This window comes from Oleiagrimonas sp. C23AA (assembly GCF_011759385.1).
In the GTDB taxonomy this organism is placed as follows: Bacteria; Pseudomonadota; Gammaproteobacteria; order Xanthomonadales; family Rhodanobacteraceae; genus Oleiagrimonas.
This window is the reverse complement of sequence record NZ_JAARLY010000005.1, coordinates 102974-127133: the sequence shown is the minus strand read 5'-3', so window position 1 is coordinate 127133 and position 24160 is coordinate 102974. Positions and strand designations below refer to the sequence as shown.

Genomic DNA, 24160 nt, shown 5'->3' with positions numbered 1-24160 from the left:
CTTTGCCGGGTGTCATGTCATAACACCGCGGTGCTTACCTAGAATAATCACTGCAACGGAGGGTTCGATGGACACGACAAAGCCACACGAGCACGATCACGATCATCACCACGACCATGCCCATGGCGTGGCACCCGATGCGGACAAGAAGTACCTGACCGTGGCGCTGCTTTTGCTGCTCGGTTTCATGGTCGTCGAGGTAGTGGTCGGCATTCTGGCCAAGTCGTTGGCGTTGATTTCCGACGCTGGCCACATGCTTACCGACGTCGGCTCGATCGGGTTGGCCCTGGTGGCGATGCGCCTGGCCAAGCGCCCGGCCAGCGGCAGCTACACGTTCGGGCTCAAACGCGTGGAAATTCTGAGCGCACAGGCGAACGGGCTGACCCTGCTGCTTCTGTCAGTCTGGTTCATTGTCGAGGCGATTCGCCGCTTGGTTGATCCCCCGCAGGTGCAGGGCTTGCTGGTCACGGTGATTGCCGTGGTGGGCATCGGCGTCAATCTGCTGGCCGTGTGGGCGATGAGCAAGGCCAATCGGCAAAGTCTGAACGTGGAAGGCAGCTTCCAGCACATTCTTACCGATCTCTATGCCTTCATCGCCACAGCGATTGCTGGAGGCATCATCTGGTGGACGGGCTGGAATCGCGTAGATTCGATCGCCGCACTGGTGGTCGCCGGGTTAATGCTCAAAGCCGGTATCGGACTGGTGCGCGAATCGGGGCGCGTCTTTCTGCAGGCAGCGCCGCGCGGTTTGGATCCTGAAAAAATCGGTCAGTCGATTCTCGCCATGCCGGCCGTAACCGCACTTAAGGATCTACATGTTTGGGAAGTTACTTCGGGCATGCCATCGCTGTCGGGACATGTCTTTGTAAGCAGAGAGGTCGATTGCCACGATGTGAGGCGCGCCATTGAGGCGATGTTGCACGATCGGTTCGATATCACGCACACCACACTGCAGACCGATCATGGAAGCGCCGACGAATCGACCAGCGTCGCAGGCTGCAGCTTTGCCTCAACTGGCGGGGCGCACTAGGGCATCGCTGTGTTGGCCATAAACGGAGCGCCACGCCCGTGACGATGTGGACGCGATGGCGCGCGTCATCGCAGGGCAATTGAACCACTTCCAACTTACCAGGCCACGCGCCAAATGCAGCATCGCGGACGGATGGCGTGGAACAGTCGAAGTTCAACGGTTTACGCCATGGTACCGAACCCCGAGATCGGCGATGTCATGGCTTGCCGATCGGTGCAAGGGCAGCGATCCGTGCTTCCTTTGCTTCGCGCAGGATACCCAACGCCTCCTTCAGCACATAGCAGGCGATGGCCGCACCGATGATCAGATCGGGCACCGGGTTGTGCAGAAGCAGCACTAACAAACCGGAGGTAATTACCGCCAAGTTGGCGATGACGTCGGCACGCGTGCACAGCCAGATCGCACGCAAATGCACGTCGCCATGCTGAAAACGCGCCAGAAGTCGCAGCACGATGGCGTTCACGACCAAGGAGACGAAGGCAATGCTCATCATCCAGGCACCCTCGGGACGGCTTCCCATCGTCAGGCGCCAGACCACGCCAGCCAGCACGCCTAGTCCCAAGACAATCAGTAGGGTTCCGTTCCACTGTGCGGCTGCTGCCTTGAAACGCGCGCTGCGCATCAAAGCCATCAAGGCGATGCCGTAGGCACAGGCGTCACCCAGCATATCGAGCGAATCGGCGACCAAACCCATCGACTGGACGATCAGGCCAGCGACGATGCCGATCACGAACATTGTGGCATTAAGTCCCAGGGCGAGACGCAGAATTCTGCGCTCGGCCTCATTGGACGCTTGCGCGTGGCAACCGCAGTTGCTCATGTTCTGCTGCTCTCATTCGGCATTGGAGAGCACCTCCTTAGTTCGCCGTGGATGACGGGATAGGTGACGGCCTCGACGGATGTTAAACACGAATCCGACCGCCAGGAGAACCAGGATCGCCAGCTGGGCCAGCAGGGATTGCCATGTCGGATAGATACCCAGTAGTTCGATATGCGGCACCGGTGCGACGCTCACCGCCACCCAGCCAGCCTCCTGCAGCGCCGCCACGCCTTTGCCCGTCAGCACGACGGCAAGCATAGCGATCAGCGCCGAACTGGCAGAGAAAAACGTACTGATCGGTAGCCGGCGACTGGTGCGCAACAGTACCCAGGCGATTATCCCCAACACCGCCGCTCCGGCAGCGATACCACCCAGCAACCACTCCTCCTGGCCATCGCTCCACAGGGCGGCATAGAACAGGATGGTCTCGAACACTTCGCGATAGACCGAGATGAAGGCCAGACCGAACAGGAACCACACCGAGCGTTGATTCAGCGCCGCCGCCATTTTCTCCTTCAGGTAGGCCTGCCAGCGCCCGCCGATGCTCTTCTGATGCATCCACAAGCCCACGCTGAGCAGCACCGCCGCAGCGAATAGTGAAGACAGGCCTTCGGTCAGCTCGCGGCTCGCCCCGCTGATGGCAATGGCATAGCTGGCTATCGCCCAGGTGATACCGCCGGCAACTAGTGCCAGAATCCAGCCGGCATGCACATAGCGCAGCGCCTCTGGTCGCTCGGCTTTGCGCAGGAAGGCGAGCAAGGCCACCACGACCAGCAGGGCTTCCAGTCCTTCACGCACCAGAATGGTAAAGGCACCCACGAAGGTTGCCGTGGCATCGCCCGACGCATCGGCCGTGATCTCCTGAGCGCGGGCCAGCAATCCGTCAATGGCGCCGGCCTGCCGAGTCACGGATGCCACCGGGGCACTGTGCGACAGCGCCGTGCGGTAGGCGCCCATCGCAGTTTCAAGTTGCGCACGCAACGCGCCATCATGGGCGTTGAGTTGTGGCTCGACGGGCTCGACGCCATCGAGATAGGCCGACAACGCCAGCTGGGTCGCTTCGGTCTTTGCGCCGGCGCGATAGGCGGCGAGGCTGGCTGTCAACCTGCCGCGAGCCAATGCAATCCCTGTCAACGCCTGCGTTTGAATGGCCGCCGGATGCTCCCGCAGATAGCCCATGATCGCCCGGGCTTGTGCCGAGCCAAGGGTCGGGGCTAGTTGCGCGACCCGCGCGCCCGACAACTCCTTCAGGTCGGCAATCTGCGCGCGCGCGGCGGCGTCGTGTTGCCATAGATCAGCGCCGGTGCCGGCTTGCTTCTGGTAGGCGAGTGATCCCACGTAATAGGCCAGCGACCAGCGATCAGCCGGTGAGAGCGTGGAGGCATAGCTCGCCATCGGCGTACCTTGAACACCGTGGCTAATCACCTCGTAAAGCGACAGTGCGCTGCGTTGATCGGCGCGTGTCTGGTCGGTGAAGTTGACCGGGTGCGGTGACAGGGTCAAACCAACCGGCCCATCCCCGTGGCCGGTAGCACCGTGGCAGGCCGCGCACCGGTGTTGGTACAGCATCGCGCCACGGGCCAGGTCGGGAGGATGGACCGGTGCGGTCGGTATCGGATAGGCCTTCAGGAGCCCATCAGCCAATCCATGCGCTTCCCGAGCCACGATGGCAGGTGCCGCCTTGGCGTTGATCGATGCGATCAGCGTGTCGGCCTTTGCCAACAACGCCGGTGAATCTTTCGTGGGAGGCAACCCGGCAAGACGCTGACGGACAGTCGTCGCAAACTCGTGCTGCTCGGCATACTCCGAGGCACTGACAATGGTCCCGCCCTTCACGGCGCCGCCATAGTCCGTCGCAAGGTAATCGAGCATCTGCCAGGTTTGCGGCACCGTGGAGGAAGCTTCTTGGGCCTTAACCGGCATCGCGGCCAGCCCCCATATCAACAGAGCCAGGGCAGTGAAGTAGCCCGGCATCTTGCAAATGCAATTAGTTCTCATTATTAAAGTGTAGCCCGACCACCGCACATTCGCCAGACACTCTCATGGCAGTTGGCATGCGAGGCGCACCGCCGACCTCCTAAGGCGATGCTGCCGACTTAATTTATCCTTCCGTTTCGCTGCGCTCGAATTCCATGTCCAAACTGCCATGACTATACTCTGGTAGGGTATGCTATTTTTATATCAATCACGGCCAATCAGGAATTCCCGCCATGGGTCACATCGCCAACGATTCAGCCAAATTGCTGGGTCGGGTACGCCGTATCAAGGGGCAGGTGGAGGGTATTGAGCGCGCCCTCGGCCATCAGACCGATTGCGCCGAAGTGCTACGCCAGATCGCCGCCGTACGTGGCGCCATCAACGGACTGATGGCCAAGGTCGTCGAGGAACACATCGAAATGCATGTGGCGCATCCGGACATCACTGATCCTGCAACGCGGGCCCAGGGTGCGCGTGAGCTGATCGAAGTGATCCGCACGTATTTGAAATAAGCCCAGGACTTTCGTTATGCCCAGCAGTCGAGAACCCGCCGACGGCGAAGGATTGCCACAACAAGCCGCCGAACGCACCACCGCGCCTGCAGCGCACCATCAGGATCATGCCCATGGCCATGGCCATGGCCATGAGGGCGACCACGATCATCATGGTCATGAGCACACCTTCGATGTGCTGGAAGCCTTGCGCATCGGTGCGGTCGCGCTGGCTGCCATCGCGGTGGGGTTCCACTGGTGGGAGCCGTGGACGCGGGTAAGCCTCATCGGCGTTACCGGTTTGCTGGTCGGCGGCTGGCCGATCTACAAGGAGGCGCTGGAAAATCTGCTGGCGCGGCGCATGACGATGGAACTGTCGATGACGATTGCGATCGTGGCCGCGGCGGCCATCGGCGCGTTCTTCACGGCGTTGATCATTACCTTTTTCGTGCTGGTGGCCGAGGTGCTCGAAGGCATGACGGTGTCGCGCGGGCGGCGCGCCATTCGCGACCTGCTGGATTTCCTGCCGCGGGAAGTCTCGGTGCGCCGCGGTGGCAGTATCAGCGAGATCGACAGCGATACGCTCGCCGTGGGCGATACCGTGCTGGTCAATCCCGGCGGGCGCATCCCGGTGGATGGTCGCGTGGTCGACGGTCACTCGTTCGTCGATCAGGCGCGCATCACGGGCGAGTCGCTGCCGGTGGAGAAGATGGCGGGTACCGGGGTTTACGCCGGCTCGATCAACCAGTCCGGCGCGCTGGAGATAGTCGCCGAACGGATCGGTCGGGACACCAGCTACGGCAAGATCATCGAGGCAGTCGAACAGGCCGAACGATCACGCGCGCCGGTACAGCGACTGGCCGACCGCATGGCCGGCTACCTGGTCTATTTCGCGCTGGCCGCAGCGGTGCTGACCTACCTGATCACCCGCGATATTCGGGCCACCATCTCGGTGATCATCGTGGCTGGTGCCTGCGGTATCGCCGCCGGTACTCCGTTGGCCATTCTCGGTGCGATCGGCCGGGCCGCTCGTGGTGGCGCGATCATAAAAGGCGGCCTGTATCTGGAGCAGTTGGGCCGGGTGGACACGGTGGTGTTCGACAAGACCGGCACGCTGACTTACGGTCAGCCGGAAGTGCAGTCCATCACCGTTGCGCCAGGTATCGTTGAGGCGGACTTGCTGCGCTGGGTCGCGTCGGCCGAGCTGCGATCGGAGCATCCGCTGGGCAAGACATTGGTGCGTCATGCGCGCGAACAGGGCATCACACCGAGCGAACCGGAGAACTTTGCTTATGCTCCCGGGCTGGGCGTCACCGCGATTGTCGATGGCGAGCGCATCCTGGTCGGCAATGAGGCGTTGCTGCGCAAGCATCGTGTGACCATGCCGGACGGCCTGCATGGGACGCAGTCCGAAGTCGCCACTATCTGGTTCGCCTGCGCAGACCGTTGGGCCGGGATGGCCGTGGTGGCCGACACGGTGCGCGGGGAGGCCCGCGAGGCTGTGGCGACATTGCACGCCATGGGCCTGAGCACCGTGTTGTTGACCGGCGACACCAAGGGCGTGGCTCAGGCTGTTGGACGCGCGTTGGGGATTCCTACGGTGATTGCCGGCGTCCTTCCCGACGCGAAGCTCGCCTATATCGAGCAACTGGTGGCTGGCAAAGCCATCGTGGCGATGGTCGGTGATGGCATCAATGACGCGCCCGCCCTGATGAAGGCGCAGGTGGGCGTGGCGATGGGATCGGGAACCGATGTGGCACGCGAGAGCGCCGATGTCGTGCTGCTTGGCAGCGACCTGGCCAAATTCGTGGGCACGCTGCAGCTGGCACGACGCACGCGGCGCATCATCTGGGCCAACTTCATCGGCACCGTGGTGGTCGACTTGACAGGCATTGCGCTGGCCTCTGCGGGCCTGCTCAATCCCTTGTTGGCTGCATTCATCCACGTCGCTTCGGAGATGGCCTTCATCCTCAACTCGGCGCGTTTGCTGCCCGGGTCGATGCCCGTTTCGGGCAAGTCGGACCTGTCGTCTCCCATCGCGCGCGTCGACTCCGAGTCCGTTTCCAGCAGCATGTCGCCATAGATTGCCCCATCCCGCTTTTTCCTCGTCGAGACTTTTTACATGCTCTGGATAATCACCAAATACCTGATCACATCGGCCATCGTGGTGGCAGTGTCGGAGTTGGCCAAACGCAGCGACCGTCTGGGTGCGTTGCTGGCTTCGTTACCCTTGGTGACGCTGCTTGCGCTGACCTGGCTGTATGTTGAAAAGCAGCCGGCTTCGAAGATCACCAACCATGCCTGGTACACCTTCTGGTACGTGGTGCCTACGTTGCCGATGTTCCTTCTTTTCCCTCGTCTGTTCACGCGCTTTGGTTTTTGGCCAGCACTTGCATGAGCACGATTCAGGACACTGCCTATCCTCAATTGAAGAAGGATCTCAGCGCCCGCGATTTGTCGGCCATTTACACGCCCACCACGGACGAATGTGCGTTTGCCGTCAGCGTCTCTGCCCGCAAGCCAACGCAGGTGCTGCTGTTGATCCAGCTTAAGATCCTTCAGCGTTTGGGATACTTCGAGCCGCTGTCGACATTGCCGCGTGCAATTGTTGACCACGTCTGCGCAAGCGCTCAGATGCGCATCCCGACCGTGCGCGAGTTGAAGGCGTACGATGCATCAGGCAGCCGCTCGCTGCACTTGCGGAAGATTCGTGACTTCGTCGGCATACGGCGGTTTGTGGAGGCCGATTGGTGCTGGCTGGATCAGATTGCCCGTCAAGCGGCCGCAACCAAGCAGGAGCTGGAGGACATCATCAATGTCCTCATCGAAGAGCTGGTGCGGCAGAAATACGAATTGCCGGGATTCACCCAGCTCGTACGTGTGGCGCGGGCAGCGCGCAGCAGGGTCAACGCGGCCATTTTCAAATCGATCGACGGGCAGTTGACCACCGACCAGCGTCAGATGCTGGACGATCTCGTCCTTCAGCGTCGTGGCCTGACCCTCTGGGATCAACTCAAACGCGAACCGAAGAAGCCTACGGTTCGCGAGGTGGCCAAGTTTCTTGAGCACATTCGCTGGCTCAAAAGCCTGGGTCACGGACTACCTGATACCCGCGAGATGGCGGTGACCAAGCGCCACCAGATGATGCTGGAAGCCCGTGCGTTGGATGCCAAGGACATCCGCGCCGTCAAGCCGCTTAAGCGTTATACCTTGGCCGTGCTGCTGATCCAGTCGCAGATGGAGAAAGCCACCGATGATGTCGCGCGCATTTTCATCAAGATCATGCACGGTATCGATAACCAGGCTGAGGAGCGGTTGCGCCAATACCGATTGGATCATGCCGAGCAGACTGATCGTCTGATTGGCCAGTTTCGTGAGGTGCTGGCCGCCATGCAGGAGGGTGCGTCGGCTAAGAAGCGTGTGGAAAGCATGGAGCGAGTGCTCGGCGACGATCCGGAACAATGGATCATCCAATGCGATGAGCACGCCGCCTTTGCAGGCAATAATTATCTGCCTTTCATGCTGAAACCTTACAGCGACAAGCGTGCCCTGCTGTACCAGTGCCTGGAGGTGCTCGAACTTCAATCGAGCTCACAGGACGATACGCTGGTGAAGGCCATCGCTTGGCTCCACGAATGGCGTACGGCACGCCGCGAACATCTTGATGTTGCGGTGCTTCCCCAAGGAATCTACCTGAAACGCTGGCTCCCTGATGCGTGGTATCGCTTGATCGTGGTGGCATCGCCCGATGACGAACCACGCATCCACCGAAAATACCTTGAACTATTCATTTGCATGTCGATCATGAAAGACATGCAGTCCGGTGACCTGTACTCGGCTCACAGTAACGATTTCGATGACTACCGCGAACACCTTGTGTCCTGGGATGAGTACGGCGGAGAACTGGGCCGCTACTGCGAAATCACCTCGCTGCCCAAGGACGGTGCTGGCTTTGTCGAACAGCTCAAGAAGGAAATGTCGGCCTTGGCCAAGCACGTGGACGAAAGCTTTCCTGAGAACGATTTCGTACGGATCGGCGACAACGGTTTGATAATCCAGCGGCTCGACCGAAAGCAGGATCCACCGGAGCTTCCTTTGTTGGAAACGCGGCTCAAGGAAGACATTCCGTCCGTCAACATATTGGATCTGCTGACTGAGACCGAACAGTGGCTCAACCTGCATCGGCTGTTCGGGCCCTTATCAGGGTTCGAAGCCAAGGTGGACGATCCGCGAAAGCGCTTCATCACCACCTTGTTTTGCTACGGCTGCAACCTAGGCCCCACACAGACAGCGCGCTCGGTGCAGGGTTTGAGTCGCAAGCAGGTGGCGTGGCTCAACCTCCGTCATATAACCGAGGAACGCTTGGACAAAGCGATCGTGCGGGTGATCAATGCCTTCAACACCTTCGCTTTGCCAAAATTCTGGGGCACCGGCAAACATGTCTCCGCCGACGGTACGAAGTGGAGCATCTACGAGCAGAACCTGCTCTCGGAGTACCACGTTCGGTACGGCGGCTACGGTGGCATCGGCTACTACCACGTCTCGGATATGTACATCGCGCTCTTCAGCAACTTCATTCCGTGCGGTGTGCACGAGGCGGTCTATATCCTCGATGGCCTGATCAAGAACGAATCTGACGTGCAACCGGACACGATCCACGGTGACACCCAGGCTCAGAGCGCGCCCGTGTTCGGCTTGTCCGATCTGTTGGGCATTCGCCTCATGCCACGCATCCGGGGTATCAAACAGTTGGTGTTTTACAAGCCCGATCAGAAGGTCAAGTACGGGCACATCAACAGCTTGTTCACCGAATCGATCAAATGGGATCTCATCGAACGCCACTATCCGGACATGCTGCGCGTGGCCATTTCGATCAAGGCTGGGCGAATTACACCCTCAATGATCCTCCGACGCTTGGGTGTGGCCAGCCGGAAGAACAAGCTGTATTTCGCGTTCCGCGAGCTCGGCCGAGCCATACGAACCCGATTCCTGCTGAACTACATCAACGACGTCGAGCTGCGCCGCGTGATCCACCAGTCGACGAACAAGAGCGAGCAGTTCAACGACTTTGCCCAGTGGCTGCATTTCGCCAACGATGGGGTCATTGCGGAAAACATCCGCCACGAGCAGCGAAAGGTCGTGAAGTACAACCATCTCGTGGCCAACATGGTGATCCTGCACAACGTCCATACGATGTCGCGGACGCTGAAAGCTCTTCAAGAGGAGGGCGTTCCGCTCAGCGAAGACCTGTTGAATCGGCTGTCGCCGTACCGGCGCGAACACATCAACCGGCTAGGGCACTACTCACTGGACTTGGAGCGGTACAAAAGCGCTATGGCCAAAGACATCAAATTTACCTTGTAGACAGGGACTTATTGTCCTTTTTGCGGAAATTTCCAGAATCCCGGCCGTACCTCAGGTAGGTGAAGCCCGGATCGTGCAGTAAGGTGCTCAGCCCATCCTTGATGGGTCCCGCAGAGAGTTTCTTGCGCACATTGCACCAGGTGATGCCGCGCTCATTCTCGATGCAGGTATCCGGGTTTTGGTTGAAGCCCAGGACGTAGTAAGCGAAGTAGACCATGTTATCGACCACCGCGTGCATGCTCTGGACGCAAGCAACCGTGTGCGCATACGCCTGAAACCGCGCAGTGGAGAACTGTCGCTCGTCGGTGTCGAACGCCCCCAATTGCGCTGCGATCAGCTCGTAGTCTTTGCGGCCTTGGAGGACACCTTCCATCAGGCCCTTGGCTTCCCTGAAATGATAGCGACTGAATTCGCGACGGTCGCCGATGGTCCGCAAGCATTGGTTGACGGTATGCAGCTGCTCTTCTCCAAACAGCTGTTGCACGTATGCCCGAAGCTCTTTCAAGTCCCATTTCATCAGCGCACCTCTATAAAGGGAACCCGCGAACAGCCGATCAACTTCCACGTGATCTTCACCGGCTGCATCTCGCGGGCAATGTCCTAGCTCGGAAAGCCTGACGGTCAGGACCAGTGCACTGGTCAAGAGTTGCCGGAACGATGGTCAACCATTGCGGGAATCCGCAGCGACGATGGATACCGGGCAGAAACTGCGCATGAGCCGCTACCAGCATGAAACGTTCCTGCGTCTGGTGTCGGCACGCGGCGGGAAGCCAACGGAATAGTCAGCGTTGCCGTTACGACAAGCGGCAAGGCCCTGGGTTATTAGGGCGCGCCATCGGGGGTGGGTCAGGTCAAAGCAGACCATCGACTTCGCCTTTTTACAGGCGAGCGATGCACGAGATAGCGCAGCGTCGCCGAAAGGGCGGATCTCCGCCATCGACCCATTGCGGTCGTTGGAAAAGTGAATCTGGTCCCGTTCTCTGCCGACAACGGATTGGAGTGCCCGCCTGCCTTGACTCTCCGCGATGACGGTAGGAGACTCAAGCACAAGGAGCCTCGAAACTCCGCAAACAGCGGTACCCACCTCCGTCAATCCGGTGGGTTTTTTGTGCCTGCGTCCGTGGGCACAACCGACGTGACATCTGCGTCGGGAGGGCGGTGAATACAACACCCGCAAGGGAAATAAGCCCGCCGACTGTTTGCGGTTTCGAGCCTCCCGACTTCCCGTCCGCCATCCTGGCGGCGGGTACTCCATGGAACGAGGAGGCACTCATGTCGACGATCGAAGTGGAAGACCCGAAAGCGACCGGCTATTACCTGCCGGAGGAAACCCAGCTGCGGCTGAAGAAACTGCACGAATACGCCACGTTTCTGGCCAACCTGGCGCGACCGCGCCAGGCCGACCCGAGCCTGGAAGGGTTTGCGGAAATCCGTCCCGGCGAAGTAGGTATCTGCCTTGAACACTTTGAAGAGCAGATCGGTGGCGTGCTGGAAGAGATTGGCTGGCCGGCCCTGCTGATAAAAGGGGCCACGGCCACAGATGCCGATGCACCGCCAGCGAACGGTCCCGAAGAAGAGACCGATGCGGCGATCAAAACCACGGCAACGCAAACCGATCAGCCAGCGGCAGCGGTAACTGGGGTCAGCTCACGAAACGGAAAAAATCGTACGTTAGGAGTGAGACGATGCCGGAATCCAGCGATACAACGTGGGAACCGACACCCCGAGGTTCCTGGCAACGTCGCGTGGCGGAATACCTTCGGCCAGTAGCCTTCTCGCTGACCGGATCTTGCTCTCGGTCATCTGACGTTTGCGGCCGCCCGTGCGGCCCAGTTGCCGCGCAACCTCCAAGCCGGCACGCGTGCGCTCCACGGTCAGCTCCCGCTCCATTTCGGCGAGGCTGGCCATGACATGAAAGAAGAACCGCCCCGACGGCGTGCTGGTATCGATGGCGTCGGTGAGACTACGGAACTGGACCTCGCGTGCGTGCAACTCCCCGACCAGATCAACCAGGTGCTTCACGCTTCGACCGAGCCGATCCAGCTTCCAGATGATCAGCGTGTCCCCCTCGCGCAGTATCTCCAATGCCTTGGTCAGGCCGGGGCGGTCCGCCCGGCTAGGGGGATGGCCGAGATTCGTGCGGAAACGCTCGTTTAGGCCATAACACCTTGTTTTGACGAACCCTTTGACATCCAGGCAGGCCGATTCTGCCCTGGCCGTTGATGACCAAGCATGCGGGATAGCGGAATCTGGGAGTCGCGTTTCAAGGCCTCGACGGATCGACTGGTATCGATAGTGTGCTGGCCGAGTCGGTTGATGTGTTGGGTGCGGTAGGGGCCGAGTGCCTCGATCATTTCCGGCGTGATCTCCCACCCCTCCCCGCGCAACTCCACAAGTATCCGCTGCATCTGCTGGACGTTGTGGAACATGATCATGTTGGCGACGGCGTGGTTATAGCGGATGAGCTTCTGCTGCTCGTGGCGAATCGTTTCGTCGATCAGGCCATCGTTGGCGAAGAAAGCCCACTTGATGAAGTGGTTGTAGGCCTCGCTCTTGTTGGCCGCGGCACTGACGGCCTTTCGCATGCGGGGATCCTCGATGTACTCCAGCAGGTAGATGGTGCGGTAGGCCGCACCCATCTCGTGCATGGCGTCGTGGATCTTGTTCTTCTGGCTCTTGTTGTTGAACCGCCGCAGGATAGTCGAAGGGCTTATCCGGCCCAGTTTCATGGAAATGGCGTAGCGCAGGATGTCGCGGTAGTGCCGTTCGATGAGATCCCACTTGATCGAGCGGTTGAACAAGGTGTCGATGTGCTTGTAGCTCTTCTTCTGGCTCGGCCGGTAGAGGTTTAGATCCTTGAAGCGACGAATGCGTGGCATCAGCTTGGCGCCGAGGAAAGGCGCCAGGCCGAAGGCCACGTAGTTCTGCGCGTGCGTGTCGCCGTGCAGGTAGGTTGGTCGAATATCCGAAGCGTTCTCCTGGCAGAGATCAAGAATGTAGTGGCCCTCATAGGCTCCGCACGTTATGAAGCGCGAATACAGCGCCACATAGGTGTCAGACACGATGTAGTAACCGATGCCACCGTAGCCACCATACCGAATGTGGAATTCGCTCATGATGGTGTTGTCGCGCATCGTCCACTTCGTGCCATCACCGGAAGCGGATTGGCCCGACCCCCAGTACGCCGGCAGCTCCAGCTTGTAATAGGCATTGATCACGTCGTTGACGACACGACGCAAGGTCTCTTCGTTGACGTATTTCAGGTTGAGCCACGCAGCTTGCTTCCGGGAAAGGTTCTTCACGCAACGCGCCAGTTCCGTGGGGCCGATGTTGCAGCCGTAGCAGAACAAGGTCAGCACGACACGCCGCAAGAGGTCGTCGACGCGCCCCTCGGTACCGGCAAGCCGCTTGAAGTGTTTATCGACCCCGAGCCACTTGGTGACGTCCACCAGGACGTCAACGATGGTCGTAGCCTCCATCCGGTTGCTGATTTCCGTATCCAACCGGTTAATAGCCTCCGCCAGCGGCGTCTTCTTGAGCTTGCTGAGCACGATGTGACCATCGACGATACGGGCATCCGGAAGATCCGGGAACGCCTTGTCGACACGCTCGCTGGTCGCGACCAGTTCGCCCTTGAGCTTTTTGACGAACTCCTTACCGGTCGCCGGCATCCCGGACACTTCGACAAACGCAGGCAGCTCGCGGTCGAGTGTGGCGTCGTCGACAAGTTGCTCGCGGAAATCGTCGTATGTGTTGCCGCCCGGGATAAAGACGTCGCCCGTGCTGATCTCGTCCTTGAGCTGGGTCAGGATGGCCAGTTCAAGGTATCTGCGGTGAATCTGCACCGCCTCGGCGTCGTCTTTGGCGGCGACCACCACGTGTTTTCGCCAGCGGGATGACATCCAATTGAGGTCGCGGTGGACGTCGATCCCCAGAGCTTCGGGAGCGAGAAGCATGGCCTTCGTCGACCGGCATCGCTTCAGCACATCCAGCATGCGCTCCATGACCTTGTCATCGCTCGCGCTCTTGAGGGCGATGAGATCCAGGCAGTTCATCAGGATAGATCGTTGCTGGCCATAGGGACGAAGGAGGAACGGCAGGTAATTCTTGCCGGCGTAGGCCAGGTGCTCCGTACATTGGGTGATGAGGTCGGCAGGTTCGCCGTCAAGGCTTTCCTCGATGGCAGTCAGGCGTGCTTTGTGGGAACCTTTGCGAACGAAAGCCTCCAGCATGTCCTTGAGCTGGAGGATCAGGCGCTCGGCTTGTTCGGTGTATTCCAGGTGATGGGCGACCAATTGCGAGGTCGCGTTGTTTTCCAGCGCCCGCATCATCTTGACGAAGATGTCGCCGGCGTCGTCGAGCGTGTGGGCGTACTGCGCGCGGATGTAGATGACCGCCAGCGCATAACGCTTGATCGGTTTCTGCGCACGCAATTCGCTGGCGTCCAGGCTGGCCGCCACATCGTAAAAGTATCGGTGTTTGGGGATCGGCAGGGCCAGCGTAGGCATCTTCTCGGCCAAGGCACGCAGCCGTACGACGTGCTGCAGGTAGTGCCGTGCCTCCTGGTTCGTGGGTTTGCGCGATTCGCGCTTCAAGGTATGCCACCCGGTGGTCGCGCGGTCGCCGGCATCCAACAGCCCGTCGATGGTTCGCTTGAGTTCAGGCGTGAGCTGGGCTTCTATCGCACGATAGTGCCGATCGTGCACCGCTTCCCGGGCTGCAGCCGCGATGCGATCCAGCGCGGCGAAGGACGGGAGATCGTACCTGTGGTGCGCCAGTTCTTCGAGCATCGTATTGATGATGTCGGGGAGGACGCTGCGCAGTTCGGCGGCCTTCTCGGCCACAGTGGTCAGCCAGGCGGCGGCCTTCGCGCCATAGGCGCGCACGCCGATGTAGTCGCGAATTTTCGCCAGGTGCCGTCGGCCGGTTGCGGACGCGTCGTACTGGCGCAACGCCGCAACGGTTGGCATGCGGCGAGCATTGACCGATTCGGCAACCTTCAGCAGGAGATGATTCGGTACGCCGACCAGATCGACAAATCGTCCCAGCCGCTGATGCAGCTTCAGGTGGAACGCTGCGGCCAGGCGTCCATCGGCCGATTGGGCCAAGGTCTTGATGAACGCCCACTCTTCCGGCGAGACGGTGTAGTGGTTCTGAACTTCGGCATCGGATGGTTGTTGGTTGAGGAGTGGGTAGGCGGTCTCGTCGATCTTTGTCATCGATGCATCGTTCCTGACCTACTCCCAGCGGCGATCGCCCTTTCTTTCACGGATGGTCGCTTTCAGATAACAGGCGTTGTTGTCGGCAATACGGTACATGTCATCGAACATAGTGGCGATGGTCTCTTCCAGTTCGGCATCGTCCGGGATTCCAATGTGGAAGCGGTAGCCATCCACATCGGCACGCTGCGCGCTGTGCCGTGCCAGACAGACCGCTTCGATGAGCTGCCGTGCCTTGGAACGCCGACGCGAGCTCTGCGTGTACGATGTCAGAGCGAACTGCACCGTAAGTTCCTTGGGAATGGGGGCCGGAGTGATTGCCGCGGAAAGTGCGGGGGTCACTGCAGGTTGCGCCGGTGGCGTTGCCGTATTGGTCGGCAAAAACGGCAGGCTAGCATCCACGTAACGCATGGCCGTATCGACTTTGCGCCATCCCACATACGCCATCAGGCTTTTGATGTCCCAGCCATTGGCGTTGGCCCAGTTGGCGAAGCCGCGTCGCAACGAATGTCCGCTGTACTCGTGGGCCTGGCTCAGGCCTGCCTGCGCAAACGCCCGGCGCAGGATCGGCACGATGCTGTCGACATTCAGTGGCGTGTCGCCCAGTTTTCCCCAACGGTTGATGCCGCTAAATAAGGGACCTTCCGTCCGCCTGGATGCAGCGATCCAGGCCTGGACAGCGTCGACCGGGCACCAGCGCGATAGCGCAGGCATCTTGAACGTTCGCCCATTGTTGTCGCGATCCGTCTTGCTGCGCGGCAGGAACCCCGTCAAGCCTTCGCCAAGCCGAAGATCGATGTGTTCGATACGTAGGCGAGTCAGTTCATCGGCGCGGAACCCTTGCCAAAAACCCAGCAACATCAAGGCGCGATCACGCCGATGTTGCATCGCGCGCACGACGTCGCCATTCTGCTCCGCCAAGGTGGCGGCGCTGTCGAGCCAATCGGCCACCGCACCCAGCGCAGTCAGCTGCAGTGGAACGGCCTGCTTCTCAACCGCAGGGTGCAGTGCCTTGATGCCCTTGAGCACCTTTCGCACCAGGGCAGTGCGTGTTGGATCGGCAAATCCCTGCTCGACGTGCCAGTTCGCCAAGGCGGCCAGGCGCTGCCGGAGCGTGTTGATGGAAAGCTGCTCGGCGTGGTCGGCGAGATAGCGTGCCGTACTGTCGGCTGTCGCAGGCAGGTGACCGCCCCATTCCACTTCAAAGTGGCGGATGGCCGAGGCGTAGCTGCGTTGTGTGTTCTCACGCCTTGCGGCGTCAAGGTACGGTTGAAATTCAGCCATAGGGAGGTTTCACTGATGCCCGTGTCACGCTGTGCTCACATGCCTCTTGTAGCCATCATTGGAGAAACGTTAGAAGCGCGTCGTGCTGGCATAAATGCAGAAATTTGACCAAGCAGAATAACTACAAGTACCCCCGCCAAAACATACCAAACTGGAATTCGACTTGTTGCAAATACCTGCATAAGAGCAATGTTAATGCAAAGTGTAAGTACTATTCCAACGATACATCCCCCACTCACAATGACAAGATTCTCCACCTGAAAATAATGGAGAATATCAATTCGACGCGCCCCCAATGCCCGCCGAATACCGATCTGTTTATATCGCTGCCTCACCCAGAAATTGGTAAGGCCGGCGATACCTACCCCCGTCACCAAGAGCAGGATGACGCAAACGAAAGCCAAAACTTCGGCAGTAAAAACATCAATCGCATACCCCAAATCACGAATTTGCGCGTAAGTATGAATGCCATTAAAGTTAAAACGATCCCCTTCGTCAATAACCCGCATTGGGTTAACTTTAAACAATGCATCGCGCGACTCACGAATAGCGGGCTGTATGCGGCCACGCTGGCTGCGCACCGCATACATGGTTGATGCACTATCAACTCTAGACGGGATCAATATGGAATACCATGCTGAAGGCGAGTCGTCATCGGGATTGGCGCTAAACATCTTTTCAACGACACCAACGATAACGCTCGGCGATGTCATTTTATCCAGATAAACTGCCGAGCCCAACGCATTCCCGTTTGGGAAAAGCTTATCTGCCAGCGCCTTTGTAACAATCACAACAGCGGGCGGAAAATTTCCGCGCGCTGGGTGATTTTCTACGTCAGCTTCTGAAAAGTTACGCCCTGCAATCAAACGTAAACCGAGTGTAGGAAGTAGATATTGGTCGCCCTTGAAATAGTTCGCATGTGCAGAACCATGTGCTTGACCAAGCCCAAGCGCGACACTTCCAGACCACACATACCTTAAGAGTGGTAACGTATTGACCGGGGTTACCAATTTTACATCTGGCAAATTCCTTAATACAGACAAATCTGTAAGCTGCATCGAATCGAGCTTGTTCATTGCAGATTGATCATCGCCGGAATAATTGCCCACATATGACTGAGCAACGAGGAATAAATCATGTTCATCCAAGCCAGTCGAATGATGCATTAATTCAATGCGCAGAGTTATTATATAGGCAACGTTGCAGACTATGGCTAGCGTAAGGGAAATCTGTATCATAATTAAAATGACGCCAGCCTTATGCTTACGCAACGCAGCCAAAATTGGATGCACAGCCATCATAGCCCCCCTTTAATTTGATTTAAGTTGCCAAGCAGGCTGTACCTGTGCAGAACGCCATGCAGGGTATAACGAGGCTAAAAGCGTCGCTATAACTGCAACAGCCAAGGCAAGGATAAAGAGCCCAACATCGACTGAAGTTAATAATTCCCAGCCTCGAGGCGCACGGGATCTCACCCAAAGAAGACCCAACCAAGTTAGAGGAAAACTTGTTATTCCACCAGCCGCACCTATTACGGCGCCCTCAGTTAGAATCTGCGCATAAATCGCAGGCCGTGTCGCCCCGAGCGCACGTCGTACGCTGATTTCTAAGTTACGGCTTAAAAATTTAGCAAGCATTAAGCCTATAGTATCTACTACGCACACGACCAATAAGCCAAACCCAACCATCCACAAGATATTAAAGCTATCAGGTACTACTTGAAGATAATCAAGCCATGACATCAAATTTCTGAGTCGCACGTTTGGAGGCCAACTATACCTTTCGTGTGCCACACCCTCCAAGTAAAGCTTGTACTCTTTAAATGCATTGGCAGTATCAAGCTCAACTATATAGCTTATCCAAACACAGCTTGAATGGAGTAACCCATCAAAACCAGATTGTGAGGGCGGTACTTTGCAATCAGTTTCTCCAGCGTTGGGAATTTTTTCGGTAATGGCGACATCAAACGGCAGAAATACCCCTGGCGTTTGAAGCAAAAAGCCGCCGGTTGCAGGTACATCGTAAAATACTGGCTCTGGATTCCAGTTACTCAATATGCCAGCAACGCGGTAGGAATGGCCATCTATGTTTAAAATCTTTCCGACATTATCACCACCTCCAAATACTTTCCTATTAACCTCTTGGCTAATAACCACCACTTGAGCTCGTGCCGTTTCATCATCCATGCTCCAAGTGCCGCCATGAATAAACGGCACATTTAGCATGGGGAAAAATTCCCTAGAGACAGCAAACCCAACCGAATTAAACGGTCGTCCCTCATTTACATGAGGCGTTACTATAGATGAAATTAGGTAAATCGCAGACTGTAGTTTTGCACGGTGGTCACCCAACAATGCTGTCACAGCACCATAGTCCAACAAATTGGGAGGTTCATGGCTGCTACCCGAATTGTTTCCGGCACGTCCGCCCCACACATCAATCTGGGGGACATACAAGTTGGCAGACTTTTCAGGAATTGGGTCACGCGAGACCATGCGCACTAATTGCCATGTAGTCATTGATAACGCAACACCTACCCCAATGCTCAATACCATCAGCGTGGTAAGCACCGGAGAACGTCTCAAGCTCTTAAGTGCGAGGCTTAAATAATAACCTAGCATAACGACACCTCGAGCATAGGTGAACTCCAAGATTTTTCTGTTTTAATTTATATGGCAGACTCCCGTTCGCCTCACTGAACGGGAGTCCATGCCTATGTTGTCACGCTGCAGAAGGTTTTTTAGTGGAACACTGCACATCAACTGTACAACTAGCGACAGCTTCAGCAACGGAAACCATTTCAAGGCGTGCCTCTATTTCCTCAAAATCTACCTTGAGCTGCTGTGCCAAATCCTTGAGTGCATTGTTTGAAGGGCTTTCGCATGACATTTCGAGTTCTCCTACATTGAGTTGAAGATGTTGTGCGCCAATATTCCAACATAAATAGATCCGGTACGAAAGCGAAGCCATGTAAGTGCCGTGCCTACAATTGCTGGAATAATAGCTTCGACCAGCTGGATCGAGAGCTTTCCGTCTGGAGTTACCGAAAAAACATGATCAAAACAAAATATCACTAGCGTAGATGCATAGGCATTAACCTCCCACGTCGCACACCCAGATGATTTGAACAAGCTAAAAAAAATTGCTAGAAGAGCGGAGCGATAAAAAAGTTCCTCAGCAAGTCCGGGCATAGTCAGCTGATATATCAACTGATGAGCTTTACCGCCCTCCGTCGGAAATGCGCGGCTAAGCCCATAACCAAATGACACGACAGCTATAAATACAAGCCAAACTTTAAGATCAAGAAAATTTGTTACACTCAACCCTAGACCTAAACTAGCTTTAGAAAAAAGCAAAAGCGCACTAAGAGAAAGCATCGCTTGTAACACCTTTCCCTGCCAATTCCAACTGTCAAAATGAAAAATGCGCAAAGTTGGGGCATATAGACATGCGTAATCTAAAAATATAAAAGTTACCGCAATGAAGAAATTGAACCAAAATCGCCTATCAACTGAAGCCCTATCGCCGAATATTAAAACTTGAGCATACAAAAAAAAGGAGCAAAGGAGAGACATCATTGACGCTATCTTTAACATTTTATGCCTCTCTGATACTGGAATACGATAAATCACGCATATTAATAGGGTGGCAAAAGAAAATCCAAGAGGGTTCCTGATTCCCCATATCACACATCCAAGGTTGCGAGCCGATAGCTCAGGGGAGGAGTACGAGCTGCGGCGACAATAAGCCGGGGTACGAGCGCGGCCAGATCGAAGCGACGGTTGAAGCGGTAGCAGAACTCGGACAGGTAGCGCTGCAGGTACTTGGGGCGCAAGGCGTGATAGGTGCCATGCAGGGCGTTCTTGACGTTGCCCAACACCGTATTGACCCACCCGAAGATGGGGTGGCCCTTGCTGGGCGGCCCACCGCCGGTGACCAGCGGGACGTGGGTGCAGTCCGCTTCGAGCACGCCAGGGAAGCAGTTCAATCCATCGGACACCACCGCTGTGCCGGGCGCCAGGTGATGCTTCGCCCACGACGCCAACACCGTCTTGCGGAATCCCGGTATCACGTCCATCCGCATGGCGATGGGGTGACCTTCCGGATGGCACTGCACCGCGGCCACAAACGGCGTCTTACTGGGACTGCCGCGCCCTGTGCCGCCGCCATGGCGTTCCCCGCCCCAGTAGGCATCGTCCACCTGCACGATCCCGCCCAGCGCCTGCTCGCTGTCGCGTTCCACCATGGCCTGCATCAACTTGTGCTTGAGCAGCCAGGCCGCGTTGTATGACACGCCCATTTGCCGGCGCAGGGCCAGCGCCGAGATGCCGTTCTTGTGCTGGGTCATCAGGTAGATCGCCAGGAACCACGTGCGCGGGGGCAGCCGGGTCTGTGCGAACAAGGTGCCGCTGGTCAAGGACACCTGCCGCTTGCAGCGATTGCACTGGTACACGTCCCGCTGTGCGAGGTGGCAGTGCCCCGTGTGGCCACAGGCTGGGCTGCGGAAGCCACCGGGCCAGCGCGCCTTCGCCAGTGCTTCGCGGCATTGCGCCTCGGTACCGTAGCGATCAAGAAAGGTCATCAAGCTCATGCCCGCCTGAAATTGCACCTGATTCTTCTTCACGACGCTTCTCCCGTCTATTCAGACGATTGCAGCGTCTACCTTCGCCGTATCACAGGATGTGACAGGTGGGGAATCAGGAAAGGGTTAGAGTTTCAATCGATCATTGTGATTTGCTTGTTGCTGCACTCAGCGTACAGCACAAACTACACCCAGCCCCTTTGCTACCATGTTCGCAACTTCATTTACCTGATCCAGGAGTATCCTATTATTATCTTTCTCATAATCCTCCAGGCTATTAAGCTCACTTAGCTTGGTCATCTCCAAGGTTAGTTTATCACCTACGGCCATTACTTTATTTATATATATCAAGTCTTCTTTAACTGAAAGAATTTCACAAAGCTTTAAAGCAATGATTCTGGCGGATATAATATCTCCCATGCGTAAATATAGTTGTATGTGAGCCTCCATAATTCTGATCACATTATGATCGCAGTTGCGGAAATCTCCATCGCACAGGCTCAAAATTTTACTGCAATTGATGCAATCAATTGAGTCATCATGTTTATCCAAATAAAGAAACAGTGCAGCAAGATAAAATTGCCTAACAATAAGACTAACGTGATTACCGCGCCAGCTGTCAGATTTTAGAATTTCTGCCGCACTAGAGATGTCGCCTTTTGAAATATTTACGGACACCTGCAATTCGTCAAGCAAAAGCAAGGAATGCTCTGGAATTTTTCTCCGGTCGAAATTTGTTAATACCATCAATGCCTCTTCAAAAAGCCCTGCTGCAGCCAAGGATTTTACATATTCAACAACAGATATTAATAGAGCCATCTGGATAAATTTTGGATCTCTCGCATAGAATTCTTTCCAGTAAGGAACTTTTTTTCTATATAAAAGTGCTTCAAGAGTGGTTTTCATATGGTGAATTGAATCAGCCATACAACCTGAGCGCCTATATAAACGGCCTAAATTTATCCAGGGCTGAAAGGCCAGCATACATATAGAATAGTTATCTGAGGAACCGTTCAAGCATTTAGCGATTGCAATCTCCAAATCACATATACACACGGCCATCTCGCTTTTATTAAAGCGAAGATTTAATAAAGCTAAATTATTAAGAGCATTCGCAAGGCTATCTATATCATGGCCATCCCTTCCTGCATCAAGACCTAATTTGATCGACTTCAGCCATCCCTTAGTAGCATATTGAAATACTCTCCCATTGTCCGTCAATGTGTCTTTGTGAAACGATGGCTGCACAGTCATCATTCTCATGCCTTAAAATAACCATCGCCTTTCGAAAGCGGACAAGAAAGATCCTGTCTATTTAGTGTGAGCAAGCCTGCTGTCCATTTAGATGATTTTTTTTGATCGAGAATCAACGTTCCATCGTCAGCAAGCCTTCCAACTACGTTATAGTCCTTATCTAATGCCACGGTACATTTTCCAATTCGCCCGTCCGATCTAATATGAAACGCATTATTTTTGCAGGCGTAACACACACTAAATCCACACGCTTCTTGACCAGGCATTGGAATCATCTCCTCCCTCATGTTTTTCACAGCCGACCTTGCAGAGGGACGATTTTTCAGTTGCTCACTCCAAATATCGAAGGTCTTGTGATCCAAGACATCAACAGACTTTACCCCTTCGCCTCCCAAATCCTCCAAAGGGTGAAGCCCAACTATAAATCGGTCATCTTTACCGAAAGAGTTGTCAATCTTTTCAAGCAATTGAGAAACGCTATCAAAGTTGGATTTTCTTAGATGAACTCTTATTATGATCCTGAACCTTAAATTGGTAGCCGCTGCCTCGTTTAGATTGGTCCAAATTGTATTAAATGTACCTGCGCCATCAGCTCTCCGGCGCACTTGATCATGGTAGCTTGCATCGCCGTCTAAAGAAATCTGATAGTTCCTGATGTTCAAACCAACAAGTTTATCCAATAAAGCTCTGTTTAAGTTATAACCGTTTGTTGTCATACCGCCAATGAGCTCAATATTGGAACGTTCACATTGGTTATTAGCCCAAGCACTAATGTCTTCAACTACAGGTAAGGCAGTCAATGGTTCACCGCCAAACCAGTTTATATAGAGGCGGCCTATACCTGCGGATCGCCTCAAAATAAATAATTTAACGCGCTCAATTACTTCGGGCTTCATTCTCCCGTGCAAAAAACTCTCATAGCAGTAAACGCATCTGAAATTACACTTTTCTGTCGGATCAATATAAAGCTCCAAGCTCCTACCAAGAAGGCTTTCTGCTATCACTTGCTGTGTTGATTCAGGTAGCTTGTCGAACTTCCCAAGCCATTCCTGATAGCGTTTACTCTCCATGTCTACCCCCATTCAAATTATTAATTCGGTAGATTTTCAAGGTTTGTTTGTCGGTGAGATAGAACTCATCACCAGCCTTAAACTTAAAAAATCTTGCCCTCCATGTAGTAGTATCGCCATGCTCCAAGTTTGCAGCTTCAGTGCTATTACCACTCAGGAACGTGTGAAAATATATCCAACCTTCCCACTGCGAAGGCTCAGCTCTTATATACTCTTCTAGCCATTTAAACATTGATATAGTTGTCTCACTTACGTCTCTATCGGACCCATTTTTCTTTATTGAGCCTCCGACGATTAGTTTCCTTGCTAAACCATTAGTGCGGATTGCATTAAAAGGTACACATTCGATTCGTAGTGCATTTGCAAGTCTAGCTATACTAGTTTTGATTCTGAGTTCTGTCGCCAAAAAAGGGAACAACAGATCCCTACGCTCATTTGTGGATGGGAGGTAACCTCCGTAGCCATCAAGAAAGAGTACTAATTGCTTCCCTTGAGTTACGCAATTTCTAGCTTTTACCAGAAAAGCTTTATCAGTAAGGTCTATAAAATCCAAGGATGATTGTGTTCTTAGACGATTTCGAACGGCTAGATATGCTTCGCGAACCTGGCTTTTCTTAGCTTCAAGGCTTGGTGGAAAGATAGCAACAATTTCTCTACTTCGTCGTATCAATTCGATGAATATTGACCAATACGGACCCGTGTGAAAACCACAAAGAATTGGCAGTCGCCTACCGGACACATCATCAAGAATTGAATTTGCATCGACAACTTGTATATGAGGCGCGAAATCTGCGGCGAATTCTGGCACATGATCAATATTGCGTGTCGTTAATATTTCAACCAGAATTTTTTTAACAAGGAGGTGACGCTCTAGGTCATCAGCAATTCCGAGGAAGTGATAGACATTCATGTCCACGTAGTGGAATGTAAGGTAGTCTTTGTCTTGGACTTCTCGATCAGATAGATTTTCATACAAATTATCCACATAGAGCTTAAGGTTATTCCGCTCGGCATCATAGCTCTGAACGTCAATCATTGTTACGCCCCTGTTTACAGTCTTATATCCGGT

At 55.4% G+C, this 24160-nt stretch carries 16 protein-coding genes and 3 pseudogenes; 6 read left to right on the top strand and 13 right to left on the bottom strand.

Features of this window, described 5'->3' with window-relative positions; genetic code table 11:
* The first annotated feature begins 127 nt into the window (after positions 1-127).
* Positions 128-1030 (top strand): cation diffusion facilitator family transporter, encoded by a 903-nt coding sequence (locus tag HBF24_RS10080; protein ID WP_343162743.1) that lies wholly within the window; start codon positions 128-130, stop codon positions 1028-1030.
* A gap of 196 nt (positions 1031-1226) precedes the next feature.
* Here HBF24_RS10080 and HBF24_RS10075 read toward each other — a convergent pair whose 3' ends face one another.
* On the bottom strand, positions 1227-1850 hold the full coding sequence (locus HBF24_RS10075) for a cation transporter (RefSeq protein WP_167172494.1): 624 nt from the start codon (positions 1848-1850) through the stop codon (positions 1227-1229).
* 12 nt (positions 1851-1862) lie between these two features.
* On the bottom strand, positions 1863-3824 hold the full coding sequence (locus tag HBF24_RS10070; RefSeq protein WP_167172493.1) for an FTR1 family protein: 1962 nt from the start codon (positions 3822-3824) through the stop codon (positions 1863-1865).
* Positions 3825-4060: 236 nt separating this feature from the next.
* On the opposite strand from HBF24_RS10070, the gene HBF24_RS10065 reads away from it, so the two are divergent.
* The 4 genes and pseudogenes from HBF24_RS10065 (at position 4061) to HBF24_RS10050 (ending at position 9682) form a co-directional block, all read left to right on the top strand.
* A complete protein-coding gene (locus HBF24_RS10065; RefSeq protein ID WP_167172492.1) occupies positions 4061-4339 on the top strand; it encodes a metal/formaldehyde-sensitive transcriptional repressor in 279 nt (92 codons plus the stop codon).
* A gap of 16 nt (positions 4340-4355) precedes the next feature.
* Complete coding sequence (locus HBF24_RS10060) at positions 4356-6401, top strand: cation-translocating P-type ATPase (RefSeq protein ID WP_167172491.1); 2046 nt, start codon at positions 4356-4358, stop codon at positions 6399-6401.
* A 39-nt stretch (positions 6402-6440) separates the two neighbouring features.
* Positions 6441-6713, top strand: a pseudogene (locus HBF24_RS10055) (DUF3147 family protein); the annotation flags it as partial.
* Positions 6713-9682, top strand: coding sequence for a Tn3 family transposase (locus tag HBF24_RS10050; protein WP_167172489.1), 2970 nt, complete (start codon positions 6713-6715; stop codon positions 9680-9682). The pseudogene HBF24_RS10055 and the gene HBF24_RS10050, both read left to right, overlap by 1 nt.
* On the opposite strand, the gene HBF24_RS10045 is transcribed toward HBF24_RS10050, so the two are convergent.
* Entirely contained in the window at positions 9672-10325 is a 654-nt protein-coding gene (locus HBF24_RS10045; protein WP_167172487.1) for a hypothetical protein, read from the bottom strand. The two genes, HBF24_RS10050 and HBF24_RS10045, sit on opposite strands and share 11 nt — an antisense overlap.
* Before the next feature lie 629 nt (positions 10326-10954).
* Between HBF24_RS10045 and HBF24_RS17195 the strand changes: the two genes are divergently transcribed.
* On the top strand, positions 10955-11452 hold the full coding sequence (locus HBF24_RS17195) for a hypothetical protein (protein WP_206064273.1): 498 nt from the start codon (positions 10955-10957) through the stop codon (positions 11450-11452).
* Here HBF24_RS17195 and HBF24_RS10035 read toward each other — a convergent pair.
* The 10 genes and pseudogenes from HBF24_RS10035 to HBF24_RS09990 all read right to left on the bottom strand — a co-directional run.
* Positions 11354-11800, bottom strand: a pseudogene (locus HBF24_RS10035) (recombinase family protein); the annotation flags it as partial. The gene HBF24_RS17195 and the pseudogene HBF24_RS10035 overlap by 99 nt on opposite strands.
* Before the next feature lie 146 nt (positions 11801-11946).
* Positions 11947-14901, bottom strand: a pseudogene (locus HBF24_RS10030) (Tn3 family transposase); the annotation flags it as partial.
* An 18-nt stretch (positions 14902-14919) separates the two neighbouring features.
* On the bottom strand, positions 14920-16185 hold the full coding sequence (locus HBF24_RS10025) for a site-specific integrase (RefSeq protein ID WP_167172485.1): 1266 nt from the start codon (positions 16183-16185) through the stop codon (positions 14920-14922).
* 35 nt (positions 16186-16220) lie between these two features.
* The gene (locus HBF24_RS10020) at positions 16221-17486 is read right to left on the bottom strand and encodes an FtsX-like permease family protein (RefSeq protein ID WP_240922424.1); all 1266 of its coding nucleotides are present in this window, start codon (positions 17484-17486) and stop codon (positions 16221-16223) included.
* Positions 17487-17495: 9 nt separating this feature from the next.
* The gene (locus HBF24_RS10015) at positions 17496-18806 is read right to left on the bottom strand and encodes an ABC transporter permease (protein WP_167172483.1); all 1311 of its coding nucleotides are present in this window, start codon (positions 18804-18806) and stop codon (positions 17496-17498) included.
* 279 nt (positions 18807-19085) lie between these two features.
* Positions 19086-19763: a CPBP family intramembrane glutamic endopeptidase gene (locus HBF24_RS10010; RefSeq protein ID WP_167172480.1), complete on the bottom strand. Its 678-nt coding sequence runs from the start codon at positions 19761-19763 to the stop codon at positions 19086-19088.
* 107 nt (positions 19764-19870) lie between these two features.
* On the bottom strand, positions 19871-20809 hold the full coding sequence (locus HBF24_RS10005) for an IS1595 family transposase (RefSeq protein WP_167172478.1): 939 nt from the start codon (positions 20807-20809) through the stop codon (positions 19871-19873).
* 126 nt (positions 20810-20935) lie between these two features.
* Positions 20936-22030, bottom strand: coding sequence for a hypothetical protein (locus HBF24_RS10000; protein WP_167172476.1), 1095 nt, complete (start codon positions 22028-22030; stop codon positions 20936-20938).
* Complete coding sequence (locus HBF24_RS09995) at positions 22027-23091, bottom strand: radical SAM protein (protein ID WP_167172475.1); 1065 nt, start codon at positions 23089-23091, stop codon at positions 22027-22029. The genes HBF24_RS10000 and HBF24_RS09995 overlap by 4 nt, the downstream gene beginning before the upstream one ends.
* A complete protein-coding gene (locus HBF24_RS09990) occupies positions 23081-24127 on the bottom strand; it encodes a hypothetical protein (RefSeq protein ID WP_167172474.1) in 1047 nt (348 codons plus the stop codon). Before HBF24_RS09990 ends, HBF24_RS09995 begins: the two co-directional genes overlap by 11 nt.
* Positions 24128-24160: the final 33 nt, after the last annotated feature.